Below are 16,101 nucleotides of genomic sequence, written 5' to 3' on the forward strand. Positions count from 1 at the left end.
ATGAAGACGCCCGGCGGGGGCCGGGCGTCGGTTGCGTCCTTGCCGCGCATCCCTGCGCCGGTCTGATGGCTTAGAACATTCCTTCAAACGGGTTCCAGCTGGCGCGACCTTCCACCTTCTCCAGGTAGTAGCTGTAGTTGGTGCTGGAGGCGACCAGCAGATTCATCGCGATGAACAGCATGCGCCCGACGACGTCGGGAAGGAACATGCTGACGATGGCCAGCGCGATGTTGATGCCGATGACCACCAGCGCCTTGCGCCACATGCCCAGGATCAACAGGTAGATCGCACCGAAGAACAACGCGAAGAAGTTCAGGTTGATCTTCAGGCGGTCACCGAACGACAGCGCCTTCCAGGCCTGCTTGAAACCGGGATTCTTGGGCGCGCCATGCTGGCGGAAGAAGTTGAAGCGGAACTGCCACTTCGGGCTGAACTGGGACAGGTCAGTGGTATTCATTTGGGGGAAACATCCCTGTGAGAAAACGTTTTCATGATAAGGCAAGTCCTATTCAGGATCCAAGGGCTGCCGTCAAAAATGTGACGCGTGCCGTGTTCCACATGCTGCGGCCGGGTGCCGCACCGTCACCCGCCCGCCTTGTTTTTAGGATAGGGTGCGCAGTTCCGCTGCCGCCCCGGTTGGACCCGTGCGGCGGCGGGATGTCCATGGAGGTTGCATGACCACACCTGCTACACCGGAAAACGCACCGGGACCGGTGCTCCTGCCGACACCTGAAGTGGTGCAGGCACAACAACTGCTCGCACGCCAGCAACTGGCGGTGGCGATGGACCGTGCGCGCACGGCCGCCACGCGGGACGCGGCACCGGCCGCGCTGGAAAGCGAGTAACCCGCAATACCGTCGATCGCGCTGGCATGTCGCCAGCGCGATCACGGCGCGTGCCGCCGGTCAGAAGCGCGCGGTCGTGCTGAGGAAGTAGCTGCGCCCGGCGACGAAGTAGTCGGTGGAGCCTTCCGCATACAGCTTCTTGTCGGCCAGGTTGCTGACGCCACCGCGCAGGGTCAGCACCTCGTTGACGTTCCATGCCACGGTCAGGTCATACAGGGTGTAGGCCTTGAGGAAGGTCGTGGCGGTGCCGGTCTGCTTGCCGGTGTACTGCGCCGACAGGCTGCCGGAGAACACCGTATTCGGCGTCCAGTCCAGCGACGAGTAGCCGGAGAATTCCGGCGTATCGATCAGGTTGCGGCCGGTGGTCAGGTTCCTGGCTTCCTTCATCCAGGTTGCCGAGGTGCGCCAGCGCCACTGCTCGCCGAAGCGGACGTTGAAGTTGCCTTCCATGCCGCTGGTGCGCGCGCGCTGCACGTTGCTCATGCGCGTCCACCAGATGCCGTTGAAGCGGCCCAGCGGTGCGTATTCGATCTTGTTCCGGAAGTCGGTGTGGAAGTAGGTCACGCCAACATCGATCAGGTCATTGTCGAAGCTGATGCCGATCTCGCGGTTGGTGCTGGTTTCCGGATCCAGGTCCGGGTTGCCGGCCATGTAGCACCCGCCGCGGGTATAACCCAGCGGGATCAGCGAGGTGCAGCCACGGCCGCCGGACTGGGTGGCAGCGGTGGCCGAATTCTCGGTCAGGCTGGGCGCACGGAACCCCTTGGAGACGCCACCGCGGATGGTCCACTGTTCGGCCGGATGCCAGACCAGGTACGCACGCGGGCTGACGTGGCCGCCGAACTTCTCATGGTGGTCCAGGCGCGCGCCCACGGTCAGGGCCAGGGTGCGGTGCAGCTTCAGTTCGTCTTCGACAAACAGCGCCCAGGTATCCACTTCCAGGCTGGAGCCGCTGACGGCGTTGCCGGCGTAGTCGATCGGCGCGCGGCCGATGGTATCGGTGTTGGTCAGTTCCTGGCGCTTCCACTGCCCACCCACGGCAAACTGGTGTTCAACGCCCAGAGTGAACGGCGTGGTCAGGCTGCCTTCGATGATCGTGTCGGTGGCCTCTGAGCGGCCGGTGGCGCCGATGTCGTTCTTGTATTCGGTCCGGTACGCGCTGAGCCTGGAGGTGCCGAAGCTCCACGTGCCATCGTGGTTGAGCGCCAGCGAGCTGCGCTTGAGCTCACTGGCTCCCCAGGCGCCTTCGTCCTGCTTTTCCAGCGACGCATCGATGAAGGCCTGCTGCACGCCATGGCCGGCTTCCAGCGACAGTTCCTGTGCGTCGCTCAGCTTCCACTGCAGCAGCGCATCGACAGTGCGGTCCTTCTCGCCGGCGTAGGCATTGCCGTAGACACCGTGGTTGGACTGGTCCGAATCACGGCGCATGCTGTTGGCACCGATGCGCAGGCCGAAGCGTTCTCCCAGTGGGCCGGAGAAGGTCGCGCCGATCTGCTGGGTATCGCCGCGCTTGCCATCACCGGGACGGGTGTAGCTGTGGGTGGCGCTGCCGTTCCATTCGTCGCCGATGCGCCGGGTGATGATGTTGATCACCCCGCCCATGGCGTCGGAGCCGTACAGCGAGGACATCGGCCCACGCACCACTTCGATGCGTTCGATCTGGTCGGGCGAGATCCAGTTCAGGTCCTGGCGGCCGAGGTCGGGGCGGTAGTTGGTCGCGGCCGAGCTGCCCATGCGCTTGCCGTCCACCAGCACCAGCGTGTAGTTGGACGGCATGCCGCGCAGCTTGATCTTGGACTGTTCGCCGACGGCGCTGAGGCCGCCGGTCACGCCCGGCACGCGGCTGAGCAGGGTGGCCAGGTCGGGAACCGGCTGGCGCTCGATGTCCTCACGGCTGATCACGCTGATGCTGGCCGGGGCATCCTTGATCCATTGCTGGCTGCCCGAGGCGGTGACCACCACGGTATCCAGATCCTTGGTGGAGGCATCGGTGCCGGCCTCTGCAGCGGCCAGGCCTGGCAGGGCCAGCAGGCAGGCGGAGGTCAGGGCATGGGCCAGACGGGTGCGCGGCAGGCGCGCGGAACGGGAACGGGACGATGGGGACATGGCGGCTTCCATGGGAGGTGGGGTGACCCGGTGGAAGCAGCAGGCGCAGGCAGACAGCAGGCAGCCACCCTTCCGTGGGTCGTCGGTGCGCGCGGTGTGGACCGGCGCAGCTGGGTGGGTCGCGGCCGTGCGGAAGACGGTGACCTGCCTGGTTAATGAAATGATAACCGTTCGCGTTTGATACGATCCAGTACCCGGGGCGATGCAATGACATCTGGCCATCCCCCGACGTGATCGCCTGCTATTTGCTGAATGGGGATAAATCCCGGCGTAGGCCTTCGCACCCGGCTTACATTCAGCGCCCTAGACTGGGCCGCATTTTCGATTCCGCCCCGTTGGAGATCGTGTGGGTTCCGGTAGTGACAGACATCGACTGTGCGGCCTGAAGCCGACACAGTCTGGACAAGTGCGGGCGCCGGGAAAGCGCGCCGGGAACCTTGGTGCATGCAGCCCGGCCGGGATAGCCGGCCGTGCCGACGGCGCGGAGTAGGCGGCGATGGGGGTGCAGACCATCCATGCGGAAGCAGAAACGCCCCGGCTCGACGCCGGCTGGGCGCTGCTGCCCGCTGAATCTCCGTTGCAGATGCCCGAACAGACCCTGCGCGAAGGTGCACTGAAGGTCCGGCGGCATCGCACGTCGCCGCGCCTGATCGGCCTGCGCCGGCTGTACATCTTCGGTGGCACGCTCGGCATGACCGCCGTGGCCACGCGGATGATGTGGCGGGTGCTGTCGGCCAATGGCATCAGCGTACTCGAAGCCTGCCTGCTGGTGCTGTTCGTTGGCCTGTTTGCCTGGATCGCGCTGTCTTTCGCCAGCGCCCTGGCCGGCTTCCTGACCGCCGTGTTCGACCGTGGCTATCGCCTCGGCATCGACCCGGACAAGCCGCTGCCGACCGTGCACAGCCGCACCGCGCTGCTGATGCCGACCTACAACGAAGACCCGCGCCGCCTGCTGGCGGGCCTGCAGGCGATCTACGAGTCGGTGGCGGCCACCGGCCAGCTCGGCCGATTCGATTTCTTCGTGCTCAGCGATACCCGTCGCGAGGACATCGCCGCTGCCGAGGAGCGGGTGTTCGGCGAGCTGCGCGAGCGGGTGCCGGACGGGCAGATCCGCCTGTTCTACCGTCGCCGTGGTGACAACAGCGGGCGCAAGGCCGGCAACATCGCCGACTGGGTCCGTCGCTTCGGCGGTGCCTACCCGCAGATGCTGATCCTCGACGCCGACAGCCTGATGACCGGCGACAGCATCGTGCGCCTGGTGGCCGGCATGGAGCACAACGCCGACGTCGGCCTGATCCAGACCCTGCCGTCGGTGATCGGCGGCCGCACCCTGTTCGCACGCATGCAGCAGTTCGGTGGCCGCGTGTACGGGCCGGTGATCGCCCGTGGCGTGGCCTGGTGGCATGGCGCCGAGAGCAACTACTGGGGCCACAACGCCATCATCCGTACCCGCGCCTTCGCCGACCACGCCGGCCTGCCGGCGCTGCCGGGGCGCAAGCCGTTCGGCGGCCACGTGCTCAGCCATGACTTCGTCGAAGCAGCGTTGATGCGTCGTGGCGGCTGGGCTGCGCACATGGTGCCCTACCTCGGTGGCAGCTATGAAGAGGGCCCGCCGACGCTGACCGATCTGCTGGTTCGCGACCGCCGCTGGTGCCAGGGCAACCTGCAGCACGGCAAGGTCGTGGGCAGCCGCGGCCTGCACTGGATCAGCCGCACGCACATGCTGATCGGCATCGGCCACTATTTCACCGCACCGATGTGGGCAATGCTGATGCTGATCGGCATCGCCATCCCGCTGTTCCAGGAGGGCATCGACTTCAATGCCCTGCTGCACCTGTCGCCCAGCGTGTACTGGCGCGCACAGGACGAAGAGCAGGTGGTGCGCCTGTTCGCCGCCACGATGGCGGTACTGCTGCTGCCCAAGGTGCTCGGTTACCTGGCGATGCTGCTGGACCCGGTCGACCGCCGTGGCTGCGGCGGTGCGATCCGTGCCTTCGTGTCGATGCTGGTGGAAACCGTGCTGGCCGCGCTGATGGCGCCGGTGGTGATGTACGTGCAGTCGCGGGGCGTGGCCGAAGTGTTGTCCGGCCGCGATTCCGGCTGGGATGCGCAGCAGCGTGACGACGGCGGCATCTCGTGGCTGGCACTGATCCGCGGCTACGGTGGCCTGGGTGTGTTCGGCGCCTTCATGGGCGTGCTGGCCTGGGCCGTGTCGCCGTCGCTGGCGGCGTGGATGGCGCCGGTGGTGATCGGCATGGTATTGGCCATTCCGGTGGTGGCGCTGACCTCCTCGCGTGGTCCGGGCGCCTTCCTGCATCGCCTGGGCCTGCTGGACATTCCCGAAGAGAACATCCCGCCACCGGTACTGGTCCGCGCCGCGCAGCTGCGGCGCGAAGCGGCCGAGCAACCGCCGCTGTACTGATTGCCCCACGCCAGCGGCATAATGCGGCTCGAACTTGAAGGAGCCGCATCATGCTGCAAACGGTGGAACAGGAAACCGGCGCCTCGCCGCAGTGGTCGGTGATCTGGCTGCACGGCCTCGGCGCCGATGGCCATGATTTCGCGCCGATCGTGCCGGAGCTGGTGCGGCCGCACTGGCCGGCGCTGCGCTTCGTGTTCCCGCACGCACCGGTGCGGCCGATCACGATCAACAACGGCGTGCCCATGCGCGGCTGGTACGACATCGTCGGCATGGACTTCCGGTCGCGTGCCGACATGGCCGGCGTGCAGGAATCGGTGGTGCAGCTGGACGCGCTGATCGCGCGCGAGATCGAGCGTGGCGTCGCGGCGGAGAAGATCTTCCTGGCCGGCTTCTCGCAGGGTGGTGCGATCATCCTGACTGCTGCGCTGTCGCGCACCGCGCCACTGGCCGGCCTGATCGCCCTGTCCACCTATCTGCCCGAAGCCGACAGTGCCACGCGCGTTGAAGGCGCGGTGCAGGTGCCGGTGTTCATGGCCCATGGCAGTGGCGACCCGGTGATTCCGCAGGCCGTGGCGGCCCACAGCGCACAGGCGCTGCGTACGCTGGGCCTGGACGTGGCGTGGCACAGCTACCCGATGGCCCACCAGGTCTGTGCCGAGGAAATCCGGGCGCTGGGCGACTGGCTCCAGGAACGGCTGGGCGCGGCCTGAGCCATGTCCCCGGCCAGCCCATCGCCGTGGATGCCGGAACTGTGCCGCCTGCCGCGGCTGGCGGCGATGCTGGGCCTGGCCGAGCTGGTGGTGGTGGTGCTGGCGCTTGCGCCGGATGGCAGCCGCCACTGGACCGTTGGCGAGCTGCTGTCGGCCAGCGGCTTCGCGCTGTGGCTGGCGCTGGCCGTGACCGCCAGCCTGTGCCTGCTGCGGCAGGCGCTGTCCAGGCTGCCGCAGGTGATGGGGGCGGTCGCTGCCATCGCACTGGCGGCCCTGATCGCGGTCGTCTGCGCCGGCATCGTGCACGCGCTGTACGCGGTGCTGGGTGACAGCTTCGCCAACGGCATCAGCTTCTGGCGCTTCACCCTCGGCAGCGCCGCCACCACCGCGCTGATCACCGCGCTGGCGCTGCGCTACTTCTATGTCAGCGACCGCTGGGCCGCGCAGGTGCAGGCCAATGCACGCGCCCAGGCCGATGCGCTGCAGGCGCGCATCCGCCCGCATTTCCTGTTCAACAGCATGAACCTCATCGCCAGCCTGCTGCATCGGGACCCGGCGGTGGCCGAGCGTGCCGTGCTCGACCTGTCCGATCTGTTCCGTGCTGCGCTCGGTGCAGGCGAGGGCGATTCCACCCTGCGCGACGAATGCGAACTGGCCGAGCGCTACCTGTCGATCGAATCGCTGCGCCTGGGCGAACGCCTGCAGGTGCGCTGGCAGCGTGACGAGCCGCTGCCGTGGGACCTGCCATTGCCAAGGCTGGTACTGCAGCCGCTGGTGGAAAACGCCGTGCTGCATGGCATTTCGCGCCTGCCCGAGGGCGGCACCATCGAGCTGCAGCTGCTGCGCGAGGGCAACGATCTGCAGATCCGCGTGCGCAATCCCGCGCCTGATCCGCAGGCGCCCGGGCTGGCCCTGGCGCGGGGGGCTGGCCATGCCCAGCACAGCATCGGCCATCGGCTGGCCTGGCGCTTTGGCAGTGCCGCGCGGATGACGGCTGGCTGGAGCGAGGGCTACTATGCCTGCCAGGTGACAGTGCCGATCCAGTGAGGGGACGATCGTGAGGGTAGTCATCGCCGATGACGAACCACTGGCGCGTGAGCGCCTGCGCAGCCTGTTGGCCGCACAGGACGGCGTGGACGTGGTGGCCGAGGCCGGCAACGGCGAGCAGGCCCTGCACGCGTGCGCGGAGCTGCAGCCGGACCTGGTCCTGCTGGACATCGCAATGCCTGGGCTGGACGGCCTGGAAGCAGCCCGCCACCTGGCCAGCTTCGAACCGCGGCCGGCGGTGGTGTTCTGCACTGCCTACGATGCGCATGCGCTGTCGGCCTTCGAAGCGGCAGCCATCGATTACCTGATGAAGCCGGTGCGCGCCGAACGCCTGGCAGCGGCGATTGCACGGGCACGCACGTTCCTGGCCGGTCGCGATGGCCAGCCGCAGGCGCACAGCGGGCAGCAGGCACGCAGCGTACTGTGCGCACGCCTGCGCGGCAGCCTGCGGCTGATTCCGCTGGACGACATCCACTACCTGCAGGCCGAAGAGAAGTACGTGGTGGTGCACCACGCGCGCGGCGAGGACCTGATCGAGGAGTCGCTGAAGTCGCTGGAAGAAGAGTTCGCCAGCCGCTTCATCCGCATCCATCGCAACTGCCTGGTGGCGCGGCACGAGCTGGTGGAGCTGCGCCGCGGCTCCGGCGGGCAGGTGCAGGCGGTGCTGCGGCATGGCAGGCAGCCGCTGGAAGTCAGCCGCCGCTGTGTGGCGACGCTGAAGCAGGAACTGCGGCATCTGTGAGTGGTCCCGCGCGGCCTGCGGCCGCGACTGCTATGAAATCAACAGCAACAGCAACAGCGGGTCGTGGCTCGTTGTTTCTACGTGCTGGGTTGGGCCGGGGTGGGGCGGCGGGACACGCTGCAAGTACATCCATGTAAGCTCGATGGCGCCATCCATGGCGCCAACGGTCCCGCCGCCCCACCCCGGCCCAACCCTCACATTCGTCCAGCGTCGGACGGCAAAGGCATTGTTGTTATCGGGCGGGGGAAGAGGGGTCAGATCCCTTTTCCTGTGGAAAAGGGATCTGACCCCGGAAGCCGTCGGCTGTTGCCTTTGCTTCTGCACTCTTTTTTTTGATCTTCCGTGGCTGGCGCACACGGAAACTGTCAGAGGCCGGGCGGGGTGGGTTCGCGGGGGTGTCCGCGGCATGGGCCCGAGGCATGCCTCGGGCGGGTTGGGCAGGACGCCCAACCCCGGTCTTGCCGTGTGCGCAGGACAGCGCACACGAGCAAGCCGCGGCCAAGCCCCCAGGGATGGGTTCACGGCGTCCCCGCATGACCCCACCGCCCCGGCCAAGCACGGCTTCTGCTTTGATAGCACCAGCCAGGAGGGGCTCCGCCGTTGGCCGTATCCGCGCCGAAGGCGCGATAATGACCGGATGGAAACCGTCCGCATCGCCACCCGCAAGAGCCCGCTCGCCCTCTGGCAAAGCGAACACGTCGCCAACCGCCTGCGCCAGGCCCATCCCGGGCTGCATGTGGAACTGGTGCCGATGAGCACCCGCGGTGACGAGGTGCTCGACCGCTCGCTGGCCGCCATCGGTGGCAAGGGCCTGTTCCTGAAGGAGCTGGAGCTGGCCATGCTGCGCGGTGAGGCCGACTGCGCCGTGCACTCGCTGAAGGATGTGCCGATGGAACTGGACGAACCCTTCGCGCTGCCGGCGATGCTGACCCGCCACGATCCAGCCGATGGTTTCGTCTCCAACCTGTACGCCTCGCTGGACGCGCTCCCGATCGGTGCGCGGGTCGGCACCTCATCGCTGCGCCGCCAGGCCCAGCTGCGCGCGCTGCGCCCGGATCTGGAATTGCTGGACCTGCGCGGCAACGTCAACACCCGCCTGGCCAAGCTCGACAATGGTGGTTACGACGCCATCGTGCTGGCCGTGGCCGGCCTGGAGCGCCTGGGCCTGGGCGGGCGCATCGTCGCGCGCCTGCAGCCGCCGCAGTGGCTGCCGGCACCGGCGCAGGGCGCGGTGGCGGTGGAGTGCGACGGTGGCAATACGCGCCTGATGGCGCTGTTCGCCACGCTTGATGACGCCGCTACGCGCGCCTGCGTGGAAGCCGAGCGGGCGATGAACCGCGCGCTGCATGGCAGCTGCCACGTGCCGGTGGCGGCCATCGCGCAGTGGCAGGGTGACGACCTGCACCTGCAGGGCCTGGTCGGCAGTGCCAGCGATGGTCGTGCGGTGCGCGCCGAGGCGGTGGGACCGGCCCGGGATCCGGAGGCGCTGGGCCAGCGCGTGGCGAAGATGCTGCTGGAAGCCGGTGCCGGCGAACTGCTGAACGTCTGAGCTACCGCCGGCACTACCGGAAGAAGAACGGGCGCCCTGGGCGCCCGTTCTGCTTACTTGAACTTGTAGACCACGTTCATCGTGGTCAGCGTATCGGTCTTGCGCTTGTCCTCGGCCACGTCACTGTTGTAGCGCGCCTGCCAGCCGGCCTTCAGTGCCAGGTGCTCGTTCATGCTCACCGAGACACCGAAGTCGTTCTGGCCGAAGGTGTTGTACGAACCGGATTCGACCAGCAGCGTGTTGACCAGGTCGGTGTTGTCAGTCAGCGAATACTTCATGTCGAACAGGCCACGGCCGATCAGGCCGGTGCGGGTGCGGTCGTCCTCGGTGCTGTGGGTGCGGCGCACACCGGGGCCGATCTGCGCGTCGAACGAGAAGCGCTCGGTGTTCCACAGGCGGGTGCCGTAACCCAGACCGAACGAGCTCTGGCGGTCGTAGGTGGCGAAGTCGTCGCGTTCCGTACGCACCGTCGCGGTCAGCTGGCGGTGTTCGCCCAGCTGCAGCGCGCTGCCGGCACTGCCGGTGTAGCGGTTGGCGGTGGTGTTGTTGCGGCGGGTGGTGGTGCCGTCGTCGTTGGTTTCGGTCACCTTGGAGCTGGAGCGGAGGCCGAACAGGTCCATGCTGTGCACCCAGTCACCGTCGGTGTAGCGCAGGCGCAGGCGGCCGTTGAAGCTCTCGGTGCTGCTGTTGCCGCGTGCCGAGGCAAACCCGAGCTCGCCACCACTGCCGCTCCACGGCGAGGACATCGCCGCCAGCTCGGAGGCATCCTGCGCGTATGCGAGCGGCGCACACAGCAGCAGGGGGATCAGCAGGGACACGCGCAGGGACATCGAGGCTTCTCCGAAACGGTTGACAGCCGGTGATGATACTGGAAGCGTGATGGCGGTCCGAATCGATCCAAATGCGCGCTTCAGCGAACGTTGGCGCGGTCGCCTATTCAGGGCAGATCGACGCGCACCTCAGGGTCGTTGAAGCGCGAATAGCGCAGGCGCAGCTGGAAGCTGCGGCCATTGCTGCTGCCGCTGCGCACGATCTGGCGTGGCAGGCCCTGGGCATCCACCCAGTATTCCAGGCGTTCCCCGGACTGGGTGCCGCGCAGCCGGTAATGCCGGGTCTGCACCCCGTCCAGCGACTGGCTGCCGAGATCTTCGGCCTTCAGTTCGGCGGGCAGGGCATCGGCGGGCAGCGGGTTGCGCCACTGCTCAAGCAGGCCAGGCGGGGTCGGCACCTGGCGGATCGCGCCGTCGGCCTGCAGGAACATGGTGTCGCCGATGATGGTCTGCGGCCCCGCCGGCGTCTCCACCCGGAAACGATCGGGCGCGACGAAGTCCATGGCGCTGCGTACCGGCTGCGGCGCGCCCAGCACCTCCAGTTCGGCGTGGAAGCTGCGCAGGGCCGCGAAACGCTGGCTGGCGCCCAGCACCGCCTGCGTCGGATCGGCGACGGGTACCGGGGGCTCGGCGCCGGCCGGCGCCGGCGCGCGATCACAGGCGGCCAGCAGCAGGCAGGCCAGCAGGGACAGGGCAGGCAACCGGCGCATCGGGCATTCCATGGGGGTGGGGGCGACCACGATAGCCCAAACGTCCCACACAAGACCCGCGACTCGGACATAATCGGGGGTATGGACCGATACGAACGCATCACCGCCCTGCATCGTCTGCTCAAGTCCGCGCGCTATCCGGTGACGGTGGCGACCCTGCAGGACAAGCTCGGTTGTTCCCGCGCCACCGTCTACCGCGACCTGGCCTTCCTGCGCGATGCGCTGATGGCACCGATCGAGGGCGACGGCGAGGCGGGCTTCCGCTACCAGGCTGACGAGAGCGACCGTTTCGAGCTGCCCGGCCTGTGGCTCAGCTCGGAGGAGCTGCATGCCCTGCTGGCCTCGCAGCACCTGCTGGCGCGGACCGGCGGTGGTGTGCTGTCGTCGGTGCTGGCACCGCTGCAGCAACGCATCGAGAGCCTGCTGGCGGCCCAGGCCGGCGTGTCCAGCTGGCCGGTCGACCGCGTGCGGGTGATTCCGCACCGTGGCCGCAAGTTTGACGAAGGCAGCTTCCGCAGCGTCGCATCGGCCGTGCTGGAGCGCCGCCAGCTGGCGTTCGAGTACCGTGCCCGTTCCACCGACGAGCCGACCAAGCGCACCGTCTCGCCGCAGCGCCTGACTCACTATCGCGACAACTGGTACCTGGATGCCTGGGACCATGACCGCGACGCCCTGCGCAGTTTCGCGGTCGACCGCATCCACAAGGCGCGGGTGGTCGACAGCACCGCGCGCGATGTCGCCGACAGCGAGCTGGACGAGCAGCTCGGCGCCAGCTACGGCATCTTCTCTGGCGCGCCGAAGGGCTGGGCGACCATCCTGTTCAGCGCCAAGGCCGCGCGCTGGGTGGCCGACGAGCACTGGCATTCCAAGCAGCAGGGCCGCTTCCTGGCCGACGGCCGCTATGAGCTGAAGGTGCCGTACAGCGTCTCGCGCGAGCTGCTGATGGATGTGCTGCATTACGGCTCGGATGCCGAGATCGTCGAGCCCATGATGCTGCGCGAGCAGGCCAAGGCTTTGCTTGAGCTGGCCCTGAGCAACTACGAAAACTCCTGACACTCCCCGAGAATTCAATCCCCCATGAAAAAGACCCTGTTGCTGCCCCTGCTCGCCGCTGCGCTGGCCCTGACCGCCTGCGGCAAGTCCGGCGAGCCCTCGCAGAAGCTGGTGGTGGCCGCCACGGCCGTGCCGCATGCCGAGATCCTCGAGGTGGTCAAGCCGATCCTCAAGCAGGAAGGCGTGGACCTGGACGTGCGGGTGTTCAATGACTACGTGCAGCCCAACGACCAGCTGGTGCAGAAGCAGGTGGATGCGAACTACTTCCAGACCGAGCCCTACCTGGATGCCTACAACCGCGACCGCAAGACCGACCTGGTGAAGGTGATCGGCGTGCACATCGAGCCGTTCGGTGCGTACTCGCGCAAGGTCAAGTCGCTGGCCGAGCTGCGCGAAGGCGCCGACGTGGTGATCCCGAACGACCCGAGCAACAACAGCCGCGCGCTGATCCTGCTGCACAAGGCCGGCGTGATCGAGCTGAAGGACCCGACCAACGCACTGGCGACCCAGCGCGACATCATCGCCAATCCGAAGAACCTGAAGTTCCGCGAGCTCGACTCGGCGATGCTGCCGCGCGTGCTGGACCAGGTCGACCTGGCCCTGATCAATACCAACTACGCGCTGGACGCAGGCCTCAACCCGACCCAGGATGCGCTGGCGATCGAGAGCAAGGACTCGCCGTACGTGAATTTCCTGGTCGCGCGCCCGGACAACAAGGACGACGCCCGCGTGCAGAAGCTGGCCAAGGCCCTGACCAGCCCGCAGGTGAAGGCGTTCATCGAGACCAAGTACAAGGGCGCGGTGCTGCCGGCGTTCTGACGCCAGCGCCCATTCGCCTGTAGAGCCGAGCCTATGCTCGGCTCTGCTTTTTGCGGTATCCCGCCAGCGGCAGCCGAGCATGGCTCGGCTCTACAGTGTCACTCCACGTGCCGCAGCAGGGCAGGGCATTGCCGTTTCAATCGACGTGGAAGGCGAGGGTCGCGGCCACCGCCTGCTGCCATCCCGCATACAGTTTCTCGCGCCGGGCCACCTCCATCCGTGGCTCGAAGCGCCGGTCCAGGCCCCATTGCGCGGCGATCTGTTCGCGGCTGTTCCAGAACCCCACTGCCAGGCCGGCCAGGTAGGCCGCACCCAGCGCGGTGGTCTCGGTCAGTCGCGGCCGCAGCAGCGGCACACCGAGAATGTCGGCCTGGAAACCGGCCAGGAAGTCGTTGCCGATCGCACCGCCATCAGCGCGCAGCTCGGTCAGCGCGATACCCGCATCGGACTGCATCGCATCGAGTACATCGCGGGTCTGGTAGGCCATCGCTTCCAGCGCGGCGCGCACGAAGTGCGCCTTGCGGGTGCCACGGGTCAGGCCGAACATCGCACCGCGCACATCACTGCGCCAATAGGGCGCGCCGAGGCCGACGAACGCCGGCACCAGGTAGGCGCCGCCACTGTCGGGCACCTGCGCAGCCAGCGCCTGGCTGTCGCTGGCGCGTTCGATCATGCGTAGTCCATCGCGCAGCCACTGCACCACCGAGCCGGCGATGAAGATCGAACCCTCCAGCGCGTACTCCACGCGCCCGTCCAGGCCCCAGGCAATGGTGGTCAGCAGGCCGTTGCGCGACCGCACCGCCTGCGCGCCGGTGTGCATCAACATGAAGCAACCGGTGCCATAGGTGTTCTTGACCATGCCCGGCTGGAAACAAGCCTGGCCGAACAGCGCCGCCTGCTGGTCACCGGCGATGCCGGCGATGGGGATCGGGTGGTCGAAGAAGAACTGCGGCCGGGTGTGTGCGTACACCGCGCTGGAGTCGCGCACCTGCGGCAGCATCGCGCGCGGAATGTCGAGCAGGGCCAGCAGGTCGTCATCCCAGTCCAGCGTGTGGATGTTGAACAGCAGCGTGCGTGCCGCATTGCTGTAGTCAGTCACATGTGCCTGGCCACCGCTGAGGTTCCACACCAGCCAGCTGTCGATGGTGCCGAACAGCAGCTCACCACGTTCGGCGCGCTGCTGCGCACCATCCACGTGGTCGAGGATCCAGCGCACCTTGGTCGCGGAGAAATAGGCGTCGATCAGCAGCCCGGTCCGCTCGCGGATCAGTGCTTCATGCCCCTCCGATTTCAGCCGCTCGCAGATGGCGTGGCTCTGCCGCGATTGCCAGACGATGGCGTTGTGGATCGGCTGGCCGGTGGCACGGTCCCAGACCACGGTGGTTTCTCGCTGGTTGGTGATGCCCAGCGCGGCGATATGGCGTGGGTCGATCTGCCCGCGGCTGAGCAGTTCGGTCAATGTGGCATAGACGCTGGTAAGGATCTCGCGGGGGTCATGCTCGACCCAGCCGGGGTGCGGGAAGATCTGCGCGAACTCGCGCTGCGCGCTGCCGACGATGTCGCCGGCGCGGTCGAACAGGATCGCGCGCGAACTGGTGGTGCCCTGGTCGATGGCCAGCACGTAGCGGGGCGTCATGCAGCGTCTCCAATGGCGATGGGGAAATCCTAATGCATCGATCGCGTCGCGCGCGGCTGCCCTGGTAGCTGCCAACCTGGGTTGGCACACGTGGCATCACGGGGGTCAGAGCCCTTTCCGTGGGAAAGGGATCCGACCCTCCATCCATGCCTGCAGCCGTGCCACCTGCGCAGCATCCAGGCGCAACCCCAGCTTGCTCCGGCGCCACAGGATATCGTCGGTGTCACACGCCCACTCGCGTTCGCGCAGGAAGTCCACTTCGCGTGCATGCAGGCCACCGCCGAAGTCCTCGCCCAGATCGTGCAGGCCGTGTACACCCTGCAGCAGTTCCGCGCTGCGACTGCCATAGGCCCCGGCCCAGCGTCGCGCGATACCTGCGGGCAACCACGGTGCCAGCGCCAGCAGGCGCGAGCACGCCTGTGCGGCGTCGCCCCAGTCGCTGCCCGGCAACGGGTCTCCGCGCGCCGTCCAGGCCGGTCCCATCTGTGGCAGGGCAGGGCGCAGCAGGTCCAGTGCCTCCTCGGCCAGCACCCGGTAGGTGGTCAGCTTGCCGCCCAGTACATGCAGCGCCGGTGCCGGGTCCACCTGCACCTGCAGGCGGTAGTCGCGGCTCAGCTGCGCTGCGCGCGGATCCGGGTCGGCCAGCAATGGACGGACACCGGCGAACGCCCAGACCACCTCGTCCGGGGCGATGGGGTCACGCAGGTAGCGATTGGCCGCTTCGCACAGGTAGGTCACCTCGGAAGGCAGCACGCTGCAGCGCGCCGGGTCACCGCGATAGTCGGTATCGGTGGTGCCCACCAGCAGGTGGTCGTGGGCGAAAGGCAGCAGGAACACCACCCGCCCGTCGGGCTGCTGCAGCAGGCAGGCGCTGTCATCGGGCCACGGCCTGCGCAGCACGATGTGGCTGCCCTGCACCAGACGCAGCGCAGGGTCGCCGCTGCGCGCCTGCATCCGTTCCAGCAGGCCCCCGGCCCACGGGCCCGCCGCATTGACCACGGCGCGGGCATTCACGGGGTGCCGCTGGCCATCGGCGGATTCCAGAACAGCCCGCCACCGGCCCTGCACGGGGTGCAGGTCGATGCAGCGGCTGCGCACCTGCACCTGTGCGCCCCGCTGCGCGGCATCCAGGGCGTTGAGCAGTACCAGCCGCGCGTCATCGACCTGCGCATCGGCGGAGCTGAAGGCCTGCCGCAGCGCCGGGGAGAGCCACTGGCCGAGCGGATCGTGTTGCAGTTCCAGTGCGCGTGACGCGGGGAAGGCGGGGCTGCGCCGGCCCAGATGGTCGTACAGCCACAGCCCCGCGCGCAGCATCCAGCGCGGGCGCAGGTGCGGTTCCCACGGCAGGACGAAGCGCAGCGGATGGACCAGATGGGGCGCCTGCCGGCGCACCACCTCGCGTTCACCCAGCGCCTTGCGCACCAGCCCGAACTCGCCCTGCTCCAGGTAGCGCAGGCCGCCGTGGATCAGCTTGCTGCTGGCGCTGGAGGTGTGCGCGGCCAGGTCATGCTGTTCGCACAGCAGCACGCGCAGGCCGCGACCGCTGGCGTCACGGGCGATGCCGGCGCCATTGATGCCGCCACCGATCACCAGCAGGTCGACGTCGTCCATCGTGTCTCCGCGTCCTGTGTC

General features: G+C 67.8%; 14 protein-coding genes. 8 read left to right on the plus strand and 6 right to left on the minus strand.

Annotated features, from left to right (window positions below; translation table 11 throughout):
• Positions 1-70 precede the first annotated feature (70 nt).
• On the minus strand, positions 71-457 hold the full coding sequence (locus AC5P8F_RS04520) for a DUF2628 domain-containing protein (protein ID WP_014648516.1): 387 nt from the start codon (positions 455-457) through the stop codon (positions 71-73).
• Positions 458-674: 217 nt separating this feature from the next.
• On the opposite strand from AC5P8F_RS04520, the gene AC5P8F_RS04525 reads away from it, so the two are divergent.
• Positions 675-845 (plus strand): hypothetical protein, encoded by a 171-nt coding sequence (locus AC5P8F_RS04525; RefSeq protein ID WP_005419553.1) that lies wholly within the window; start codon positions 675-677, stop codon positions 843-845.
• Positions 846-905: 60 nt separating this feature from the next.
• Here AC5P8F_RS04525 and AC5P8F_RS04530 read toward each other — a convergent pair whose 3' ends face one another.
• Positions 906-2,951, minus strand: a complete 2,046-nt coding sequence (locus tag AC5P8F_RS04530) for a TonB-dependent receptor domain-containing protein (protein WP_495227642.1) — start codon at positions 2,949-2,951, stop codon at positions 906-908.
• 496 nt (positions 2,952-3,447) lie between these two features.
• Here AC5P8F_RS04530 and mdoH point away from each other — a divergent pair, with 496 nt between their 5' ends.
• The 5 genes from mdoH (at position 3,448) to hemC (ending at position 9,421) form a co-directional block, all read left to right on the plus strand.
• Positions 3,448-5,373 (plus strand): glucans biosynthesis glucosyltransferase MdoH, encoded by a 1,926-nt coding sequence (gene mdoH / locus AC5P8F_RS04535; protein WP_041863849.1) that lies wholly within the window; start codon positions 3,448-3,450, stop codon positions 5,371-5,373.
• Positions 5,374-5,423: 50 nt separating this feature from the next.
• Positions 5,424-6,083 carry a dienelactone hydrolase family protein gene (locus AC5P8F_RS04540; protein WP_197575529.1) on the plus strand — a complete coding sequence of 220 codons (660 nt, stop codon included), beginning with the start codon at positions 5,424-5,426 and terminating at the stop codon, positions 6,081-6,083.
• Positions 6,084-6,086: 3 nt separating this feature from the next.
• Positions 6,087-7,130 (plus strand): sensor histidine kinase, encoded by a 1,044-nt coding sequence (locus AC5P8F_RS04545; RefSeq protein ID WP_185741895.1) that lies wholly within the window; start codon positions 6,087-6,089, stop codon positions 7,128-7,130.
• A 10-nt stretch (positions 7,131-7,140) separates the two neighbouring features.
• Positions 7,141-7,872, plus strand: a complete 732-nt coding sequence (locus AC5P8F_RS04550; RefSeq protein WP_014648511.1) for a LytR/AlgR family response regulator transcription factor — start codon at positions 7,141-7,143, stop codon at positions 7,870-7,872.
• A gap of 637 nt (positions 7,873-8,509) precedes the next feature.
• A complete protein-coding gene (hemC, locus tag AC5P8F_RS04555; RefSeq protein ID WP_014648510.1) occupies positions 8,510-9,421 on the plus strand; it encodes a hydroxymethylbilane synthase in 912 nt (303 codons plus the stop codon).
• Positions 9,422-9,474: 53 nt separating this feature from the next.
• Here hemC and AC5P8F_RS04560 read toward each other — a convergent pair whose 3' ends face one another.
• Both AC5P8F_RS04560 and AC5P8F_RS04565 read right to left on the minus strand, forming a co-directional pair.
• On the minus strand, positions 9,475-10,251 hold the full coding sequence (locus tag AC5P8F_RS04560; RefSeq protein ID WP_032961276.1) for a DUF481 domain-containing protein: 777 nt from the start codon (positions 10,249-10,251) through the stop codon (positions 9,475-9,477).
• Between the two features lie 107 nt (positions 10,252-10,358).
• The gene (locus tag AC5P8F_RS04565; RefSeq protein WP_495227643.1) at positions 10,359-10,961 is read right to left on the minus strand and encodes a LolA-like protein; all 603 of its coding nucleotides are present in this window, start codon (positions 10,959-10,961) and stop codon (positions 10,359-10,361) included.
• An 81-nt stretch (positions 10,962-11,042) separates the two neighbouring features.
• Between AC5P8F_RS04565 and AC5P8F_RS04570 the strand changes: the two genes are divergently transcribed.
• Both AC5P8F_RS04570 and AC5P8F_RS04575 read left to right on the plus strand, forming a co-directional pair.
• The gene (locus tag AC5P8F_RS04570) at positions 11,043-12,014 is read left to right on the plus strand and encodes a helix-turn-helix transcriptional regulator (protein WP_014648507.1); all 972 of its coding nucleotides are present in this window, start codon (positions 11,043-11,045) and stop codon (positions 12,012-12,014) included.
• A 24-nt stretch (positions 12,015-12,038) separates the two neighbouring features.
• A complete protein-coding gene (locus AC5P8F_RS04575; protein WP_014648506.1) occupies positions 12,039-12,833 on the plus strand; it encodes a MetQ/NlpA family ABC transporter substrate-binding protein in 795 nt (264 codons plus the stop codon).
• A gap of 136 nt (positions 12,834-12,969) precedes the next feature.
• On the opposite strand, the gene glpK is transcribed toward AC5P8F_RS04575, so the two are convergent.
• Positions 12,970-14,469: a glycerol kinase GlpK gene (gene glpK, locus AC5P8F_RS04580; protein ID WP_495227644.1), complete on the minus strand. Its 1,500-nt coding sequence runs from the start codon at positions 14,467-14,469 to the stop codon at positions 12,970-12,972.
• Between the two features lie 105 nt (positions 14,470-14,574).
• A complete protein-coding gene (glpD, locus tag AC5P8F_RS04585; protein ID WP_495227645.1) occupies positions 14,575-16,080 on the minus strand; it encodes a glycerol-3-phosphate dehydrogenase in 1,506 nt (501 codons plus the stop codon).
• Positions 16,081-16,101: the final 21 nt, after the last annotated feature.

The organism is Stenotrophomonas sp. YJH_SMC_69 (assembly GCF_059370495.1).